This is a genomic window from Vibrio cholerae, assembly GCF_008369605.1.
GTDB classification, from domain to species: domain Bacteria; phylum Pseudomonadota; class Gammaproteobacteria; order Enterobacterales; family Vibrionaceae; genus Vibrio; species Vibrio cholerae.
The window spans coordinates 2530396-2548315 of the sequence record NZ_CP043554.1 but is presented as its reverse complement, the minus strand read 5'-3'; the positions used below and the strand labels follow the sequence as shown (position 1 = coordinate 2548315).

Here is a 17920-nt window from a genome sequence, read left to right as displayed (position 1 = left end):
GCGTATGTATTTATCGCACTTTGGCCTTGAACAGTTACCTTTTCATCTCACTCCGGATACCGAATTGTTTCTGGGGCTCGCACCGCACTTTGAGGCGATTCAAACCTTAAGTGCGGCGATTGAGATGGGGGAAGGTGTCAGCAAGCTCACTGGAGAAGTCGGTACTGGAAAAACCATGGTCTGCCGCATGCTGTTGACGCACTTAGGCGATGAGGTGGCGCTGATTTATCTGCCGAATCCTATGCTGAGCGGCGAAGAATTAAGGCAGGCGGTCGCCGCGGAATTACAGTTGGATGTAGCATCGCCCGTGCGAGTGGTCGAGCAGATCCAAACACGACTGATTGAGCTGCACCAACAAGGTAAACGCGTGGTTGCTTTGGTTGATGAAGCGCAGGCGTTGTCTGATGAAGCACTAGAAACTTTGCGCTTATTTGGCAACTTAGAAACGGAACAAACTAAGCTGCTGCAGATTGTCTTAATTGGGCAACCTGAACTTGATGTTCGACTCGCGCAGCATCACTTGCGTCAGTTTCGGCAGCGGATCACTTTTAACGCCAATTTGCGCCCGTTAACTCAAGCTGAAACCGAGGTGTACATTGAGAGCCGTCTACAGAAAGCCCAAGCGCCGTATCCGCTGTTCAATGCGACCCTGAAAAAAGCCGTCTGGCGTGCATCACAAGGGATCCCGCGTTTGATCAATCAAATTTGTCATAAGGCGCTGTTACTCGCTTGGCATGAGCAGAGCCCGTTGGTCAATCAACATCATCTTTTTGCAGCGATTCATGACACCTATGACAGCTGCAAACCAAGATTTAAAACCCCAATTTTGTGGGGATGGAGCAAACCATGAGTGTGGTGAATGAAGCATTAGCAAAGAGTGCGCAGCGAAGTCACTCACGCCTTTCGAATATTGAGCGGATTGATGTTGCAAAGCCGAAAGCTCGTCCGGCGTGGTTATGGGTGATGCTAGGTTTTGGCGTCAGTCTTGCCGTTGGTGGTTGGTCTATCTCATTGCAATCGGTGGATACTATTCCGTCGTCAGCGGAGGTTGTGCGGCCAGAAGTGCCGTCACCGACCCAAAAGACCACACAGCAAAGCATCGCCTTATATCAAGCACCGGTTAACAGCGAAGCTTTGGTTAAGAATGAAACTTTGGTCCAAAAAGAAACGTTGCCCAAGAACGAAACTAGTGTCAAAAACGCAGTACTTGCTAAGGTAGAAAGCTCACCCTCCTCATTCAAGCAAACGGCGAATCGTCAGCGAGAGCAAACCACGCTAGGGTCTGAGCTAAACGCAGAGCCGGTTCTGAATCTTGCCGATAATTCAGAGCCGAGCTTTTTCGAAGAAGAGGTCTCAAGCTTACCGAGCTCATCGCCGGTGATGATCGTAGAGCAAGTCTCATTAACGCCGGAACAGTTAGCGCAAAAAGCTCTGCAACGCGCGCAAAAAGCGATGGAAAGTAATGAGTTACAGACGGCGGTCTCCGCCTACACAGAAGCGCTGCGTTATACCCCGCATGATGAAATGGCCAGACAAAAACTGGCGGCACTCTATTATGGCAAAGGCGATGGGCGCAAAGCGTTTGATCTGATGCAAGCCGGGATTGAACGTAATCCTGACGGTGAAGTACTGCGTTTGGCGCTCGCTAAGTTACTGGTCAAAGAAAAGCAAGAGGCCTCAGCTTTGGTACCTTTGGCTTATCTTCCTTCGCAGCCCTCGATTGAGTATCTGTCACTGCGTGCTGCTCTCGCGCAGAAAACCAAACAAGATGAGATCGCGCGAGAAAGCTATCAGCAACTGACGGAAAAAGATCCCAATAATGGCCGTTGGTGGCTGGGGTTGGCGATTCAACAAGAGCGCGCTCTGCAATGGCCGGCGGCGCAGCACGCCTATCAACAGGCTCTCAATAAAGTCGGATTATCCAGTCAATCACAAGCTTTTATTCATCAACGCTTGCAATTACTGGCCAGTTTAGAGGAGACACAAAGTGCCAATTAATAAACTGCGTAAACGGCTTGGTGACTTGCTGGTTGAAGAGGGGATTGTCAGCGAAGCGCAGCTTGAACAAGCGCTCAATGCCCAGAAAAATACCGGACGCCGCTTAGGGGATACCTTAATTTCGCTTGGCTTTTTAAGCGAAACCCAGTTGCTGAACTTTTTGGCGCAGCAATTGAGTTTACCGGTGATCGATTTGAGCCGCGCTCATGTCGATATTGATGCGGTTCCTTTACTGCCTGAAGTTCATGCCCGCCGTTTGCGTGCGCTGGTGATAGGCCGCAGTGGTGATACGCTGCGCATAGCCATGAGTGATCCTGCGGATCTGTTTGCTCAAGAAGCCTTGCTCAACCAGTTGCCTGATTACGGTTTTGAGTTTGTCATCGCCCCTGAGAAGCAGTTGGTCGATGGCTTTGATCGTTACTATCGCCGCACCAAAGAAATTGTCTCGTTTGCCGAGCAATTGCATGCCGAACACAAAACCAATGATAGTTTTGATTTTGAGATCACCGATGCAGATAGCGATGAAGTGACGGTTGTTAAACTGATCAACTCGCTGTTTGAAGATGCGATTCAAGTGGGAGCCTCGGATATACACATTGAGCCGGATGCCAACGTACTGCGTTTGCGTCAACGGATCGATGGGGTATTGCATGAAACCTTGCTCCATGAAGTGAATATCGCCTCAGCCTTAGTGCTGCGCTTAAAGTTAATGGCGAATCTGGATATTTCAGAAAAACGCCTTCCGCAAGATGGCCGCTTTAACATCCGTGTAAAAGGACAATCCGTCGATATCCGGATGTCAACCATGCCTATCCAGCACGGTGAATCGGTGGTGATGCGTTTGCTCAACCAATCTGCAGGGGTTAGAAAGCTCGAAGAGTCAGGTATTCCGCCTCATTTATTGCTGCGTTTGCGCCATCAGTTGAAACGCCCTCATGGCATGATTCTGGTGACTGGGCCTACCGGCTCGGGGAAAACCACCACCTTGTATGGCGCACTCAACGAGCTCAATACGTCCGGCAAAAAAATCATTACTGCGGAAGATCCGGTGGAATACCGGATTTCACGGATCAATCAGGTGCAAGTGAACCCGAAAATCAATCTCGATTTCTCGACGTTACTGCGCACTTTCTTGCGCCAAGACCCAGATATTATTCTGGTCGGTGAGATGCGTGACCAAGAGACGGTCGAAATTGGCCTGCGCGCCGCCTTAACCGGTCACTTAGTCTTAAGTACTCTGCACACCAATGATGCCGTCGATAGCGCGCTGCGTTTGATTGATATGGGGGCGCCCGGTTATCTGGTTGCCAGTGCGGTACGTGCCGTGGTTGCGCAGCGTTTAGTACGAAAAGTCTGTCCGGATTGTAGTGGACATGATGAGGTGGATGAAGCGCGTCGCCAATGGCTTGGGACGCGTTTCCCTAATCAAGTTGCCGCCAAATTCACTCGTGGACGCGGCTGTCAAAACTGTAACTTAACTGGTTATCGCGGCCGGATCGGTGTGTTTGAAATGCTTGAGCTGGATCAGCCGATGATGGATTGCTTGCGGGCAAATGATGCTGTGGCCTTCTCTAAAGCCGCACGCAGTAACACAGATTATAAACCGCTACTGGCTTCGGCGATGGAGTTAGCGCTACAAGGCATCGTCAGTCTTGATGAAGTGATGTCGCTGGGTGAAGGTGATTCCTCTGGTTTGGTTGAACCGATTTATCTGTAGGAGTAGGCATGGCGACGTTTTATTATCAGGGGCGTAATGCCGATGGCAGCAAAGCCTCTGGGTTAGTCGAGGCTGCCACTGAGGAATTAGCCGCAGAAATGCTGCTCAACAAAGGTATTGTGCCCACTTCGATTGCGCAGGGGGCGGCGGAAAAAAGTGCCTTCGATTTTAACTGGAAAGCGCTACTGACTCCCTCCGTACCGCTGGAAGTGTTGGTGATTTTTTGCCGACAAATGTTCAGCTTAACCAAAGCGGGGGTGCCTTTACTGCGCTCTATGCGCGGCTTAGCCCAGAACTGCCACAATAAGCAGCTCAAAGCAGCACTTGATTCAGTCTGTAATGAGCTGACCAATGGCCGCAACTTGTCGGCTTCCATGCAGTTGCATCCCGCGATTTTTAGTCCTTTGTTTGTTTCCATGATTCAAGTGGGAGAAAACACAGGGCGATTAGATCAGGCTTTGTTGCAATTGGCTGGCTATTACGAACAAGAAGTGGAAACGCGCAAAAGAATCAAAACGGCGATGCGCTATCCGACTTTCGTGATTACGTTTGTGCTGCTAGCGATGTTTATTTTGAACGTCAAAGTGATCCCACAATTTACCAGCATGTTTAGCCGCTTTGGGGTCGACTTACCCTTACCAACGCGCATTTTGATTACCACGTCCGATTTCTTTGTGAACTACTGGGGCTTACTGCTTGGCATCATAGTCGGTTTATTGTTTGCGTTTCGGGCTTGGGTTAATACCACGAATGGCCGCATTCGGTGGGATCATTTGCGTCTACGCATGCCGATTGTGGGAGACATAGTGAATCGTGCGCAGCTCTCACGCTTTGCGCGTACTTTTTCCTTGATGCTGTCGGCCGGCGTGCCGCTCAACCAATCGCTAGCGTTGTCGGCAGAAGCGATAGATAACAAGTTTCTAGAGCAGCGTATTTTAGAGATGAAAAGTCAGATTGAATCTGGGGTGGCGGTTTCTGCTACGGCGATCAATGCCAACATTTTTACCCCTCTGGTGATTCAGATGATGTCGGTAGGTGAAGAAACCGGGCGTATCGATGAACTTCTGTTGGAAGTGTCCGATTTTTATGATCGTGAAGTCGACTATGATTTAAAAACACTCACGGCACGTATTGAACCTATTTTATTGGTGTTTGTCGCGGCCATGGTACTGGTATTGGCGCTGGGCATCTTCCTTCCTATGTGGGGCATGATGGATGCACTCAAGGGCTGATAATGAAAATAGGATTTGAGCGCGTCCGATTTGTTCTCTGGTTTGTCTTGGTGGTGGTTTTATTGACGGCTATGTTTTCGGTATGGCGGTCGATGTTCAGTGATACGCTAGACACCGCTTTAGAGATGACAAGGTTGCAACTGATTGATCGGGCTAATGCTTATAAGCAAGAGTGGGTATTGCAAGGGCGTCCTGCACACTTACAGATAGAACAAGTCGAGATTCCAATGCAACATGGGTGGGTTTTTCCCAAGCTCGATCAAGGAGTTGATTGTGAAAAAGTGCTATTTTTGCTCTATCCTGATCGTAAGGTGCTGGACTGGTTACCAAGAGTGACTGCTTTCCAGCGCGCGAATGGTTACCAGTGCCGTTATCAATACGGTGGTAGGGTGCAACTCGACGTGGAATTGAAGGATCGCTACTTTGCGATAAATGCCAGTTTTTTGATGCGCTGAATTTTTGACACTTTAACCACATCAAAGCTAAAAATAGGCGTATAATGCACGCCGTACGTTACGTAAGTGAGTTGAAAAATATGAAGAAAATGCAGCAAGGCTTTTCATTGGTGGAACTGGTCATCGTGATTGTGGTGGTTGGGTTACTGGCTGTCGCCGCTTTGCCCCGTTTTCTTGATGTGACCGATGAGGCGAAGAAGGCCAGTATTGAGGGGGTTGCAGGGGGCTTTGCCACTGGTGTCCTCTCTGCACGAGCGCAATGGGAGGCGCAAGCTCGCCCCACGTTGACCGCCAATAATTACCCTTCCATTAATTATGATGGAGTTAATTTTTGGTTAACCACCTCCGCAACCAGCGGCTATCGTGATGGTTATCCTTTGGGTTTGAATACCGATGATGCGACTTATCCTTCAGGTATCACGGATCAGGCTTGCATAGATTTAATGAACAATTTGCTGCAAAACCCACCTCAAGTGGGCACGGAAACTCAAGCAGCGAGTAATTCTAATTACAAATATTCAGCGAAAGCGAATAGTGGTGCTGCCACATGCACTTATGCGCAAAATGAAAAAGGCAGCCAACATGAATTTGTTTATGAAGTTAACACTGGTCGCGTGACCGTAACCTTGCAGTAATGCTGCGTATTCACATGAAAGAGAGATGGTAATAATGAAAAGACAAGGTGGTTTCACCCTAATCGAATTGGTCGTGGTGATTGTAATTCTCGGTATCTTGGCCGTCACAGCAGCGCCCCGTTTCTTAAACCTGCAAGGCGATGCGCGAGAGGCATCACTGCAAGGCCTAAAAGGTGCTATTGATGGTGCGGCAGGAATTGTATATGGAAAAGCAGCTGTTAGTGGTTTAGATAAAACTCCAACTGGCTCTGTTGATAGTATTGATATAGTGTTTGGCTATCCTGCAGCAACACCTGCAGGTATTGGTGCTGCGGTGGTAGGTTTAAGCTCTGACTGGTTGCAAGTTTCGCCTGCGATTGGAACGGATAATATTAAGTATACATTCAAAGGCCAAACGACGACGGGTTGGAATGCGAGTTCAGGTTGTTATGTTAATTACCAAGAGGCTACGTCAACGGCTGCACCCACAACAACAATTGTTGCAACGAGTTGTTAGATATAAAAAGGCCAGCTTGTCTGGCCTTTGTTCTCTAACGGTCTGAGCTAAGAATCACTTGCCATGCGGCAAAGCAGAGTTGAATTACGTCAGGGGAAAACGCAAGGTTTTACCCTTATTGAACTGGTAGTGGTGATTATCCTACTAGGGATACTCTCTGCTTATGCGGCGAGCCGATTTTTGGGGCCTTCCTCCTTTGCGGTGGTAACCACGCAGAGTGAAATATTAGCCTCACTGCGGTTAACCCAAAGCCGCGCGATGCAGCGTACGGGGTATTGTAATCGTTGGTTGCTCACCAGCACTGCGGCAGTGCAAGTCTCCCCGCAAGCCATGCAAGGCAGTTGTCTTAGCGTTTTTCCCAGTAACCCTACCGATCCTTCGTGGGTGGATGGCGCCGCCAGTGGTGTGGCGCTTTCCTTAGCGGGTTCGGGTGGGGCTTCTTTTCTTGATTTCGATAGTTTAGGCCGTGCTACGCAATGTATCAGTGCTGGGTGCACGGTGAGCATCAGCAGTTCGACGCACAATGAGGTTCGCCAAGTCTGCATCAATACCGAAGGGTATATTTATGCCTGTTAAGCCGATGATTGCTACGCGTGGTTTTACCTTGGTTGAGATGATCATCGTGATTGTGGTGTTGGGCGTTGCACTGGTCGGCGTAACCACCTCGTTATACCCACGCTCCAAACAGAGTGCAGAGCAAGTGTTATCGGTGAAAGCCGCAGAATTGGGGCGGGCAGTACTGGATGAAGTTTTGGGGCGTGCTTTTGATCAACACTCAGGCCCAAATGGTGGCTTACCTGAGTGTGTGGTTATTGTTACCACGGGACGTACGCTTTGCACTGAACCTGCGTTACTGGGGAAAGAGAGCGAAGCCAGTAACACCGAGTTCAATGATGTGGATGACTACATCACATCAAGCCCAATACCCGTCACTGATGTACTGGGTACGGATATTTCCTCTGAATACCAACGCTTTACCGTATCGATACACGTGTTTTATGTATCAGATAATGGCGGTCAATTTTCGGCAACGCCTGCTACAGAGCGAACCCACTACAAACGTATTGCATTAGTGATTTACGATCCGCAAGGTAATGCGTATCCGTTTGCTGCGATTAAGGGGAACTACTGATGAGCCGTGGTTTCACCCTAATCGAAATGGTGATCACTATTATCTTGCTTGGCATTGTTGGCTTATTTCTGGGCAATATTGCTGGGCAAGCGATGGGGATTTACGTCGATACCACTGCGCGTGAAGCCTTAATCCAGCAAGGGCGTTTTTTAACGGAACGTATGAGCCGTGAACTGCGTGAGGCTGTACCCAATAGCGTAATCGTGGCCAATGGTTGTATTGAGTTTCTGCCGATTGTAAACAGCGCGATTTATCAGTCATTACCGACGAATACCGTGAATACTCTGCGCCTCTTGCCCATCACTAAGTCGATCCAAGCGGGAGACCGTTTAGTGATTTCTCCCAATGATCCTGCTGCGTTACGCGCCGCTCTCTTACCAGCAGCAGGGCAAATTGCCGAAGTCGCCAGTACTGTTGATTTCACCCCACCACAGGATCGCACTATGGTGAATGTCCCCTTAGTGCAGGGCACTTTGTTTACCCTACAGTCGCCCGCGAATCGCGCCTATTTTTATACTACCCCCGTAGCATATTGTTACCAAGGTAACAGCATCTACCGCTATGCAGGCTATAGTTTGAATAGAACGGCCTTGTCACCTGTCTATTTAGGGAATGGGGTGTTAATGGCGCAGAGCCTGAGTGGAGCCAATTTCAGTGTGTTAGCCCCACAGTTGCAGCGCAATGGATTAGTCAAAATTGAGCTGACTTTTGCCGATAAAGGTGAGCAAGTAAGGTTTGATCATGATGCTCTGGTCTACAACACACCGTAAGCAGCAGGGCAATGCCTTGATTCTCGTGGTTTTTATTATCGTAGTGGTTGGATTTGTTGCGCTGGTGGCAAATCGCAATCAAGCGCGTAGTAGCCAACAACTGGTGTCTATGGTGCTTGGTACTCGCGCGGAAATGGCCGCCCGCTCGGCACTTAATATCGAGCTTAGTCGTTTTTATCAAACCGCCACAGGTAGTTGCCATACGAGCACCTTACAGAATATTGATTTTGCGGGGGAAGGATTGGGGCAGTGCGTGGCCTCGGTAACGTGCCAATCTCTGGGGGCGTTAGATAATGGACAAGAAGTCTACCAACTCAGCGCAATAGGGCGTTGTCAGGTTGGGGATTGGAGCTTACAGCGAGTGATTGAGGTTGGGCTTAGAAAATGATTAATTATAAATGGCTTATTGGCTTAATCTTATTTAGCAGTACTGTATCTGCGCAACAATATAATTTATCAAATAATCAATATCCCCCATGTAACACATCATGGCAGAAATCAGGAAATACCTATACCTGTACGGGGGATGGGAAAGTTACACTGAATAACGGTGATGTGATTATCGCAAATATTGAGTCCACGCTTGTGGCTAATAATGGTTTTGAGTTGCGTGGAAATGTTATCGGTAGTCAAATAAATAGAATTAATCTACAAGCTAACTATGGACACATTCAAACTATTACTACACAAACGTCGACAATGTATGGGAATATCACTGCAACTAGTTCTAATATCGACCTGAGTTATCTATCCTTGTTCGGAAATATTACCTCTGGTGGTGTGATTACTCTAAATAGTGGGGTGGTGGAAGGTAATGTTATAAGTCTGAATAAATCAGTAAATATAAACAATGTAAATTTTAGTGGAGATATTCGTGGTAATGATGCTGTAAATATAACAGGTGGAACCTATAGTGGAAATATTACTATGTCAGCGAATAATCCAGTGACGTTTAATTCGGTTACTATGACTAGTGGTAGTATTTCTGGGTCAAATCGCTTCAACGCCTCAAACAGTACTTTAGGTTCATTATCCAATCCTATTTCTGTTACGACAAATTCGAATGACATCACAATTAATAATTCTACTGTTTATGGTAGTTTAACGGTTAACAATTCAGGCGGTGTTGTACAAGTTAATAACAGTTCGGTTACTGGAAGTTGTTTGCCGAGATCAAATCCGCTCAATGCCTGTTCTCCAGCTCCAATCGCGGTTTATCAACTGGATGAAGCGCAGTGGAATGGACAAGTTGGGCAAGTGAAAAACTCGGTTAGTGATACTCTACATGGACGAGCCATAAATGGTGCAACAACCAATAACACAGCGCCAGCACTCCCTGTCGATTTAAATAATATGGGTACTTGTGGTTATGGGGTATTCATAGGTAACCAAAATCAGTACGTAGATATTCCTCATAATCAACAATTATCATTTAGCGAGAGATTAACCGTATCTGCTTGGGTTTATCCGGTAAGTCGTCCCACTGGTGATGGTTTGCATACGATTGTTGCAAAAGATGACAACTACGAGTTCCACTTGGATAGTCAAGGACGAGTCTACTGGTATTGGGCCACGAGTAATAATAATGCTAATTCACTAAGAACTACTCAAAGTATTCCATTAAATACGTGGTCACACATTACTATTCGCTATGATCGAAATTTGTCAGGTAATCAACGACAACGGATCTATATTAACGGTGTTGCGGTTGCATCCAATAACGATTCAAGAGCACTAAGGACCAATACTCTTAATTTAGAAATTGGACGTGATTTTAACTTTGATAGTCGTAGTTTTAATGGCCGTATTGATGAAGTAACGATTTATGGTTCAGCGTTAACGGATGAACAAATTTTATCTTTATACAATCAACGTCATTCCTGTGGGGGGGAGAGCCCACAATGTTTCAGCGATGATTTTAATCGTCCTAATCTTGAGCAAGATTGGGTGCCCTTCACCAGCAGTGGTAACTTTACACCGAGAGTCGTCAGTAATCGCTTGCGTCTTACGGAGGCTATTGGAAATCAGGCGACTGCGGTGACTTACCAACGCATTTTCCCTGCAGCTAACAACTTAGTTCAAGTAGAGCTGGACTATTATGCATGGGCAAACTTAACGGGTAATGGAGCAGATGGTGTTTCACTGATTTTCTCTGATGCTACCGTGACGCCACGTACCGGTGGCTTTGGTGGCTCGTTGGGTTATGCACAAAGAACCGATACTAATCCTAATACTCCCGGTTTTGCTGGTGGATGGTTAGGTATTGGTTTGGATGAATGGGGGAACTTTGCAAATCCAACTGAAGGCAGGGTAGGTGGTGTTGGCTTTAGGCCTCAGTCGATTACGGTAAGAGGATCACAAGCGAGTAACTATCGATATTTAACCCACCAGACAGTAAGCCCGAATATTGATACTCGTAATACGAATACACCTGCGCCAGGTGATCGCTATTTAATTGAGATTGATTCCCGTAATGCCAGTCAAGTCCTACTCTCAATTCGGCGTACCCGCAATAATAGTACGACAACTATTCTCAATCAGTACTCTATTCCTTTAAATCAGCAAGGAGCAATACCTGAAGAGTTTTTCTTATCGCTTGCGGGGTCTACTGGTGCATCGGTCAACAACCATGAAATCGATAACTTTCGCGTTTGTGCACTCAAATCTCGTCCAGTCGGCGCGCAAATTAACCATTTCCGCATCACACTTCCGCAGCAGGCTTTAACTTGTGATGTGGCAGATGTATCGGTTAGAGCTTGTGCTAATAGTGATTGCAGCAACACTTTTACCGATCCTGTTACGGCTTATTTAACGCCTAATTCATTACCGAGCGCCACAGGGGGATGGGTAAATGGTTCAACATTGACTTTAAATAATGGTATTGGACTGACTCAATTAAGGCGAAATGAGGCGGGTACTGTAGACGTTGGCGTTTCTGGTTCAAATCCCACTGCGGTGGCTTTTAATAATACTCAGTGCAGTTACAACGGTAGTGATTTTTCTGCCAATAATTGCACGGTCAACTTTCTAGACAGCGGTTTTGTTGTCGATGTACCCAATGCTTATGCTAACCAGACGGTGACGGGCACCATAAAAGCGGTGCGCAAAGATAATGCTTCACAACAATGCTTACCAAGTTTTGGCAATGTCCAAAAATCAGTGGCGTTTTGGAGTGATTATTTAGAGCCAAGCAGTGGTAGCAGCGGATTTAAAGTTTTGCCTGTAGTGGTGAATGGAACGAATGTGGGACAAAGTGCCAATAATGCTCAGCCAATTAATCTGACTTTTGACCAAAATGGTACAGCGGCATTCACGGTTTCCTATCGTGAAGCGGGGAATGTGGCTTTAAATGCTCGCTTTACGGGCAGTGGTGATGAGCAAGATCTGCTTCTCGAAGGGCAAGCTAGTTTTATTCGTGTCCCTAAGGCATTGGTTTTGAATGCAAAAAGCTTTTATAACAGTGATGGTCAATGCCCTGCAGCAAATATGAGTTGCAATGTTTTTGCGAGAGCCGATGAAAACTTTGATCTTAATATTCGTGCAGAGGCGGTTGTTGCCGACCCTGTTGACGCTTCTGACGATTTAACTATTCATAACTACCAGCAACAAAATATCGCGCTACAACACACTCTGGTGCAGCCATCTACAGGGCAGTCGGGCGTGTTAGGTGTAAATGAATACACTCATCTACAGGGGGGTACAACAACCGTTGCGCAAAAAGTGAGCGAAGTCGGGGTGTTTGATTTCTCTTTGGTCGCCCCCACCCATTATCTTGGCCTTGACTTAGCTAGCGCCAATCTACCGATTGATGTTGTGTCAACTGGGCCGATAGGCCGCTTTATCCCGGCATATTTTGACGTCTCACCGATGACGGTTACATTGGCTGCTGCGTGTTCGACAGGCGGTCAACCTTTTACCTACCTAGGCCAACCGTTTTCTTATGCCAACAATCCAGGCCTCTATTTACAGCCCAAATCAGGTAGTGGTTCTGATACGCTTAATTATTTAATTGGTGATTGGTGGCGTTATGAAAACTCATGGACGGAAAGAGATTATAGCGATGCTGCGAATGACCTCTCGATCGTTTTCACTAACCAATTGGACGAACCGGTGACGCGTCAAACCGCATCAACCAGTGGTGTAATACTTGATGGTGAGCGGCTTAGTTATCAAAAACCGTTACAACCTAAACCGGTATTTAATGCAGCGTTTAACTTAACCTTAAGTGCCTCTGATTTAACGGATCAGGATGGGGTTTGCTATCGACCCAATGCTTCACCTCTTTGTTCGGGATATACGTTTTCACACATTGATGGAGCCATGCCGCTGTATTGGGGCAAATTAGTCATTCAAGATGTGTATGGGCCAGAGACTCAAGCCTTAGAGCAACCCATCTATGTCGAGCATTTCACCAACAATGGTTTTGTTCGTACGATTGAGGACAGTTGCACCGCACTGCCTGCGATCACAGGCTTTACCTTGCAATCGGATCCTAATAACAACGGTTATACCGTATTGACCACTGGCGTTGCGGTTCCTCCCCAAGTCTTGGCTGAGCATTCGGCGGCTGATTTAAACTCAGGTCAGCGCGCCATTCGCTTTAGCGCGCCGGGAGCGGGGGCTCGTGGTGTGATTGATTCGGTGTTGGATCTCAATGCGCACAACTTGCTGTGGCTTGCCGAAGACAAAGATGGTGACGGCAATTTTGATCAAACCACCCAAGGTCGAGCGCAATTTGGCTTGTATCGCGGCAGTGATCGGGTGATCTGGTGGCGCGAATCGAATTAATGATTAAGCACTCAATGGATCCAGATTTCTCTCATTCCGTTAGAGAACTGTTAGAAATTGCGTGTTTCAGTCCATGTTTATGGATCAACGCCTTGCTGTGATGGCAAGGCATTGGTACATTTAGTGCAATTTTCCTTTTCTCATTTCTTGCAGGACGAACGAAGAATATGTTCAAAAAACTTCGTGGCATGTTTTCTAACGACCTATCGATCGATTTAGGTACCGCCAACACACTTATTTATGTCAAAGGACAGGGAATTGTTCTTGATGAACCTTCTGTTGTTGCAATTCGTCAAGACAAAGGTCGTGGCGGTAAAACCGTTGCAGCGGTTGGCCATGCCGCAAAACAGATGCTCGGTAGAACCCCAGGTAATATTTCAGCCATTCGCCCAATGAAAGACGGTGTTATTGCTGATTTCTACGTCACTGAAAAAATGCTGCAGCATTTTATTCGCCAAGTGCACGACAACAGCGTGTTAAAGCCAAGCCCACGCGTACTGGTGTGTGTGCCTTGTGGTTCAACCCAAGTTGAGCGTCGTGCGATCCGTGAATCGGCACTGGGTGCGGGCGCTCGTGAGGTCTACTTGATTGATGAGCCAATGGCGGCCGCCATCGGTGCTGGTTTGCGCGTTTCTGAGCCAACCGGTTCAATGGTGATTGATATCGGTGGTGGTACAACGGAAGTGGCGGTGATCTCGCTCAATGGCGTGGTTTACTCATCGTCTGTGCGTATCGGTGGTGACCGTTTTGATGAAGCGATCATTAATTATGTGCGCCGCAACTACGGTAGCTTGATTGGTGAAGCCACTGCAGAAAAGATCAAACACGAAATCGGCTCAGCTTATCCGGGCGATGACGTGCAAGAGATCGAAGTGCGCGGTCGTAACCTAGCAGAAGGTGTACCACGCAGTTTCACACTGAATTCGAACGAGATCCTTGAAGCGCTGCAAGAGCCGCTGACGGGGATTGTGTCTGCGGTGATGGTTGCACTCGAGCAGTGTCCACCAGAGCTGGCTTCAGATATCTCTGAAAACGGTATGGTTCTCACAGGCGGTGGTGCACTGCTGAAAGATCTGGATCGTCTGCTAATGGAAGAAACTGGCATTCCTGTGGTGATCGCCGATGACCCGCTGACCTGTGTGGCGCGTGGGGGTGGTAAAGCCTTAGAAATGATCGATATGCACGGCGGCGATCTGTTTAGCGAAGAATAAACCGTAGTGTTGTGCCTTATGCATGGCACTTTGCTCAGAGTTAGGATGGTTATTGGATGAAACCTATCTTTGGTCGAGGACCTTCTCTGCAGCTACGGCTATTTTTTGCGGTTATGCTATCAGCCAGCCTTATGCTGGCTGATAGTCGTTTAGGTGCATTCTCACATGTACGCTTTCTGCTCAATAGTCTGGTTGCGCCTATTCAGTACGCAGCGGATCTGCCGCGCGTACTGTTTGACGATTTTTATGACAGCATCAGCTCTCATCAGCAGTTACGGGAAAATAACCAACTGCTAAAACGTGAAGTCCTGACCCTGAAAAGTAATCTGTTACTGCTTGAGCAGTACAAAGAAGAGAACCAACGGCTGCGTAAGTTACTCGGCTCCTCCTTTTTGCGCGATGAGAAAAAGGTGGTGACCGAAGTGATGGCGGTCGATACGTCGCCCTATCGTCACCAAGTTGTGATCGATAAAGGCCGCGTAGATGGAGTGTACGAAGGTCAGCCGATCATCAATGAAAAAGGCATTGTTGGACAAGTCACCTTTGTGGCGGCGCACAATAGCCGAGTCTTGCTCCTGATTGACCCTAATACCGCGATTCCGGTACAGAACATTCGCAATGATATTCGAGTCATCGCCTCAGGCAATGGACAAACCGATCAAATCCAACTGGAACATATACCGACCAGTACCGATATTGAAGTCGGCGATATGCTTGTCACCTCTGGCTTGGGCGGGGTTTATCCTGAAGGCTACCCAGTGGCGATTGTGTCACAGGTGGATAAAGACACGCGCCGTGAGTTTGCCTCGATCAAAGCCGATCCTGTTGTGGAATTTGATCGCTTGCGCTACTTATTGCTGATTTGGCCAAACGAAGATCGCTTACAAAAAGTGATGCAGGCTGATCCGCAGGTGCTATTAGAGGAAGAAGCCAATGCTCAGCAGTGATATTAAAGGCCGCATGGTCATTCTTGCCTCATTTTTACTGGCGCTGATTTTGCAAACCATCCCATGGCCGGGAACCTTAGATCTGTTCCGGCCACCTTGGCTGCTGCTGGTCTGTTGTTACTGGGTATTGGCACTGCCACACCGAGTAAATGTCGGCAGCGCTTTGGTCATGGGCTTATTGTGGGATCTGTTACTCGGTTCCACCTTAGGTATTCGCGGCATGATGATGTCGATCATCATCTATCTGGTCGCGATGAATTTCTTGGTACTGCGCAACATGGCTCTATGGCAGCAAGCGATTGTGATTGGTTTGCTGTCGATGGGATTGGAAGTGCTGATTTTCTGTGGTGAGTACCTGATCCAGAATGTGACATTCAATCCGTTGTCACTCTGGAGTGGAGTGATTGCCTGTATACTTTGGCCGTGGATGTTTTTATTACTGCGCCGAGTTCGACGCCATTGGCATGTGAAATGACAATATCGAAATTAGTGTTGGCTTCGGGATCCCCTAGACGTCGTGAACTGCTCGCTCAAATGGGCTACCAGTTTGAAGTCGTGGTTCCGAATGTCGAAGAGAAACGCGCAGCGGCTGAGTCGCCAGCGCAATATGTTGAACGGCTTTCTCGCGATAAAGCCTTAGCGGGAGCGGCCTTGGTCGCGGCCGAGGCGGTCGTGATTGGTTCAGATACGATAGTTGTGAAAGATCAACAGGTGTTGGAAAAGCCGCGTGATTTTGCTGATGCAAAACGCATGTTACTCAAACTTTCCGGTAGCCAACACCAAGTGATGACCGGGGTGAGTGTGACTTGCCGCGGCATCACTCACTCCGTGGTGGTAACTACGGAGGTGTGGTTTAAAACTTTGTCAGAACAAGAAATAGAAGCCTATTGGCAAAGTGGTGAGCCCTGCGATAAAGCTGGCAGTTACGGCATTCAGGGATTGGGTGGACGATTTGTTACGAGGATTGAAGGCAGCTACCACGCGGTAGTCGGATTGCCACTCTACGAGACTGACCAGCTTCTGCACAAATTCTAATCATTTTAATCATTGAGGTGCGCTCATGAGTGCAGAGTTGCTGTTAAACGTCACCCCGAGTGAAACACGGGTGGCGATGATTGAAGGGGGAATCCTTCAGGAAATCCATATTGAACGTGAAGCCAAACGCGGCATTGTTGGCAATATTTACAAAGGCAAAGTCAGCCGGGTATTACCGGGCATGCAAGCTGCTTTTGTGGATATTGGACTCGACAAGGCCGCTTTTTTACATGCCTCGGATATTGTGCCCCACACCGAGTGTGTTGCCGAAAGTGAGAAGCAGCAGTTCCAAGTGCGTGATATTTCCGAGCTGGTGCGCCAAGGGCAAGATATTGTCGTGCAAGTGGTCAAAGACCCGCTTGGTACTAAGGGCGCGCGTTTAACTACCGATATCACACTCCCTTCTCGTTATCTGGTCTTTATGCCGGGGGCAAGCCATGTTGGCGTATCACAACGCATCGAAAGCGAAGCGGAGCGCGAGCGCCTAAAGAAAATCGTTTCTCATTATTGCGATGAGCATGGCGGGTTCATTATCCGAACTGCAGCAGAAGGGGCAAACGAAAAAGAGTTGACTCAAGATGCGGCGTTTCTTAAGCGTTTGTGGTCAAAAGTGATTGAGCGGCGCAGCAAATACAAGAACCGCTCTATGCTGTATGGCGAGCTTGGTCTGGCGCAGCGCATTTTGCGTGACTTTGTCGGCACCGAACTGACCAAAATTCTCATCGATTCACGACAAGAGTTCGAAAACCTCAAAGAGTTTACCTCCGAATATGTCCCTGAGCTGACGGCTAAATTAGAGCTGTACCACGGCGATAAGCCCATTTTTGACATGTACGATACGGAAAATGAGATTCAGCGCTCTCTCGAACGCAAAGTGGAGCTCAAATCGGGGGGGTATCTGATCATCGATCAGACTGAAGCCATGACCACGATTGACATCAATACTGGTGCGTTTGTGGGTCGACGTAATCTCGAAGAGACCATTTTCAATACCAATATTGAAGCGACTCAAGCCATTGCTCGTCAGCTGCGTCTGCGCAATCTAGGTGGGATTATCATTATTGACTTTATCGATATGGCGTCGGATGAACACCGTAAGCGAGTGCTCACCTCTTTAGAGACGGCGTTGATGAAAGATCGGGTCAAAACCAACATCAACGGCTTTACTCAGCTTGGGTTGGTGGAGATGACGCGTAAAAGAACCCGAGAAAGCATTGAACATGTGCTCTGTTCGACTTGTCCAACGTGTGAAGGGCGAGGCAGCGTGAAAACGGTGGAAACGGTGTGCTTTGAGATTTTGCGCGAAATTACGCGCGTGAATCGAGCCTACGATGCGGACAAATTCGTGGTTTATGCTTCACCGGCAGTGGCCGATACTTTGCAAGGTGAAGAGTCACATGCCTTGGCGGAGTTGGAAGTGTTCATTGGTAAAGAAGTGCGAATTCAAGCAGAACCACTCTACAACCAAGAGCAATTTGATGTTGTGATGATGTAAATAGGGCAT

Annotated in this window: 17 protein-coding genes; all 17 read left to right on the top strand. The window is 47.8% G+C overall.

Annotation, left to right across the window (positions count from 1 at the left end; genetic code table 11):
• Positions 1-4 precede the first annotated feature (4 nt).
• The 17 genes from F0316_RS11875 (at position 5) to rng (ending at position 17911) form a co-directional block, all read left to right on the top strand.
• Complete coding sequence (locus F0316_RS11875) at positions 5-850, top strand: ExeA family protein (RefSeq protein WP_000281360.1); 846 nt, start codon at positions 5-7, stop codon at positions 848-850.
• On the top strand, positions 847-1998 hold the full coding sequence (locus F0316_RS11870; protein WP_162796892.1) for a tetratricopeptide repeat protein: 1152 nt from the start codon (positions 847-849) through the stop codon (positions 1996-1998). Before F0316_RS11875 ends, F0316_RS11870 begins: the two co-directional genes overlap by 4 nt.
• Complete coding sequence (locus F0316_RS11865) at positions 1988-3715, top strand: GspE/PulE family protein (protein WP_119780857.1); 1728 nt, start codon at positions 1988-1990, stop codon at positions 3713-3715. Before F0316_RS11870 ends, F0316_RS11865 begins: the two co-directional genes overlap by 11 nt.
• An 8-nt stretch (positions 3716-3723) precedes the next feature.
• Positions 3724-4947, top strand: coding sequence for a type II secretion system F family protein (locus F0316_RS11860; RefSeq protein ID WP_000190444.1), 1224 nt, complete (start codon positions 3724-3726; stop codon positions 4945-4947).
• A 2-nt stretch (positions 4948-4949) separates the two neighbouring features.
• A complete protein-coding gene (locus F0316_RS11855) occupies positions 4950-5402 on the top strand; it encodes a hypothetical protein (protein WP_032468787.1) in 453 nt (150 codons plus the stop codon).
• An 80-nt stretch (positions 5403-5482) separates the two neighbouring features.
• On the top strand, positions 5483-6037 hold the full coding sequence (locus tag F0316_RS11850; protein WP_000738707.1) for a prepilin-type N-terminal cleavage/methylation domain-containing protein: 555 nt from the start codon (positions 5483-5485) through the stop codon (positions 6035-6037).
• A gap of 34 nt (positions 6038-6071) precedes the next feature.
• Complete coding sequence (locus F0316_RS11845; protein WP_000828589.1) at positions 6072-6533, top strand: type II secretion system protein; 462 nt, start codon at positions 6072-6074, stop codon at positions 6531-6533.
• Between the two features lie 63 nt (positions 6534-6596).
• Entirely contained in the window at positions 6597-7109 is a 513-nt protein-coding gene (locus F0316_RS11840) for a type II secretion system protein (RefSeq protein ID WP_149560502.1), read from the top strand.
• Positions 7099-7665: a prepilin-type N-terminal cleavage/methylation domain-containing protein gene (locus F0316_RS11835; RefSeq protein ID WP_001144518.1), complete on the top strand. Its 567-nt coding sequence runs from the start codon at positions 7099-7101 to the stop codon at positions 7663-7665. The genes F0316_RS11840 and F0316_RS11835 overlap by 11 nt, the downstream gene beginning before the upstream one ends.
• A complete protein-coding gene (locus tag F0316_RS11830) occupies positions 7665-8435 on the top strand; it encodes a PilW family protein (protein WP_149560501.1) in 771 nt (256 codons plus the stop codon). Before F0316_RS11835 ends, F0316_RS11830 begins: the two co-directional genes overlap by 1 nt.
• On the top strand, positions 8407-8823 hold the full coding sequence (locus tag F0316_RS11825; RefSeq protein ID WP_162806073.1) for an MSHA biogenesis protein MshP: 417 nt from the start codon (positions 8407-8409) through the stop codon (positions 8821-8823). Before F0316_RS11830 ends, F0316_RS11825 begins: the two co-directional genes overlap by 29 nt.
• Before the next feature lie 539 nt (positions 8824-9362).
• Entirely contained in the window at positions 9363-13223 is a 3861-nt protein-coding gene (locus tag F0316_RS11820) for a DUF6701 domain-containing protein (protein WP_407047560.1), read from the top strand.
• 167 nt (positions 13224-13390) lie between these two features.
• Complete coding sequence (locus F0316_RS11815; protein ID WP_000473772.1) at positions 13391-14434, top strand: rod shape-determining protein; 1044 nt, start codon at positions 13391-13393, stop codon at positions 14432-14434.
• Between the two features lie 56 nt (positions 14435-14490).
• Entirely contained in the window at positions 14491-15381 is an 891-nt protein-coding gene (gene mreC / locus F0316_RS11810; protein ID WP_000802448.1) for a rod shape-determining protein MreC, read from the top strand.
• A complete protein-coding gene (mreD, locus tag F0316_RS11805; RefSeq protein ID WP_000952871.1) occupies positions 15368-15856 on the top strand; it encodes a rod shape-determining protein MreD in 489 nt (162 codons plus the stop codon). The genes mreC and mreD overlap by 14 nt, the downstream gene beginning before the upstream one ends.
• Positions 15853-16416 carry a Maf family protein gene (locus F0316_RS11800; RefSeq protein WP_000155857.1) on the top strand — a complete coding sequence of 188 codons (564 nt, stop codon included), beginning with the start codon at positions 15853-15855 and terminating at the stop codon, positions 16414-16416. The genes mreD and F0316_RS11800 overlap by 4 nt, the downstream gene beginning before the upstream one ends.
• Positions 16417-16441: 25 nt before the next feature.
• A complete protein-coding gene (gene rng / locus F0316_RS11795; RefSeq protein ID WP_001271880.1) occupies positions 16442-17911 on the top strand; it encodes a ribonuclease G in 1470 nt (489 codons plus the stop codon).
• Positions 17912-17920: the final 9 nt, after the last annotated feature.

Bases quoted from the DNA above. Each gene is read 5' to 3' on its own strand.
- F0316_RS11875 (WP_000281360.1), top strand. From the start codon at position 5: ATGTATTTATCGCACTTTGGCCTTGAACAGTTACCTTTTCATCTCACT.
- F0316_RS11870 (WP_162796892.1), top strand. From the start codon at position 847: ATGAGTGTGGTGAATGAAGCATTAGCAAAGAGTGCGCAGCGAAGTCAC.
- F0316_RS11860 (WP_000190444.1), top strand. From the start codon at position 3,724: ATGGCGACGTTTTATTATCAGGGGCGTAATGCCGATGGCAGCAAAGCC.
- F0316_RS11855 (WP_032468787.1), top strand. From the start codon at position 4,950: ATGAAAATAGGATTTGAGCGCGTCCGATTTGTTCTCTGGTTTGTCTTG.
- F0316_RS11850 (WP_000738707.1), top strand. From the start codon at position 5,483: ATGAAGAAAATGCAGCAAGGCTTTTCATTGGTGGAACTGGTCATCGTG.
- F0316_RS11845 (WP_000828589.1), top strand. From the start codon at position 6,072: ATGAAAAGACAAGGTGGTTTCACCCTAATCGAATTGGTCGTGGTGATT.
- F0316_RS11840 (WP_149560502.1), top strand. From the start codon at position 6,597: ATGCGGCAAAGCAGAGTTGAATTACGTCAGGGGAAAACGCAAGGTTTT.
- F0316_RS11835 (WP_001144518.1), top strand. From the start codon at position 7,099: ATGCCTGTTAAGCCGATGATTGCTACGCGTGGTTTTACCTTGGTTGAG.
- F0316_RS11830 (WP_149560501.1), top strand. From the start codon at position 7,665: ATGAGCCGTGGTTTCACCCTAATCGAAATGGTGATCACTATTATCTTG.
- F0316_RS11825 (WP_162806073.1), top strand. From the start codon at position 8,407: ATGATGCTCTGGTCTACAACACACCGTAAGCAGCAGGGCAATGCCTTG.
- F0316_RS11820 (WP_407047560.1), top strand. From the start codon at position 9,363: ATGTCAGCGAATAATCCAGTGACGTTTAATTCGGTTACTATGACTAGT.
- F0316_RS11815 (WP_000473772.1), top strand. From the start codon at position 13,391: ATGTTCAAAAAACTTCGTGGCATGTTTTCTAACGACCTATCGATCGAT.
- mreC (WP_000802448.1), top strand. From the start codon at position 14,491: ATGAAACCTATCTTTGGTCGAGGACCTTCTCTGCAGCTACGGCTATTT.
- mreD (WP_000952871.1), top strand. From the start codon at position 15,368: ATGCTCAGCAGTGATATTAAAGGCCGCATGGTCATTCTTGCCTCATTT.
- F0316_RS11800 (WP_000155857.1), top strand. From the start codon at position 15,853: ATGACAATATCGAAATTAGTGTTGGCTTCGGGATCCCCTAGACGTCGT.
- rng (WP_001271880.1), top strand. From the start codon at position 16,442: ATGAGTGCAGAGTTGCTGTTAAACGTCACCCCGAGTGAAACACGGGTG.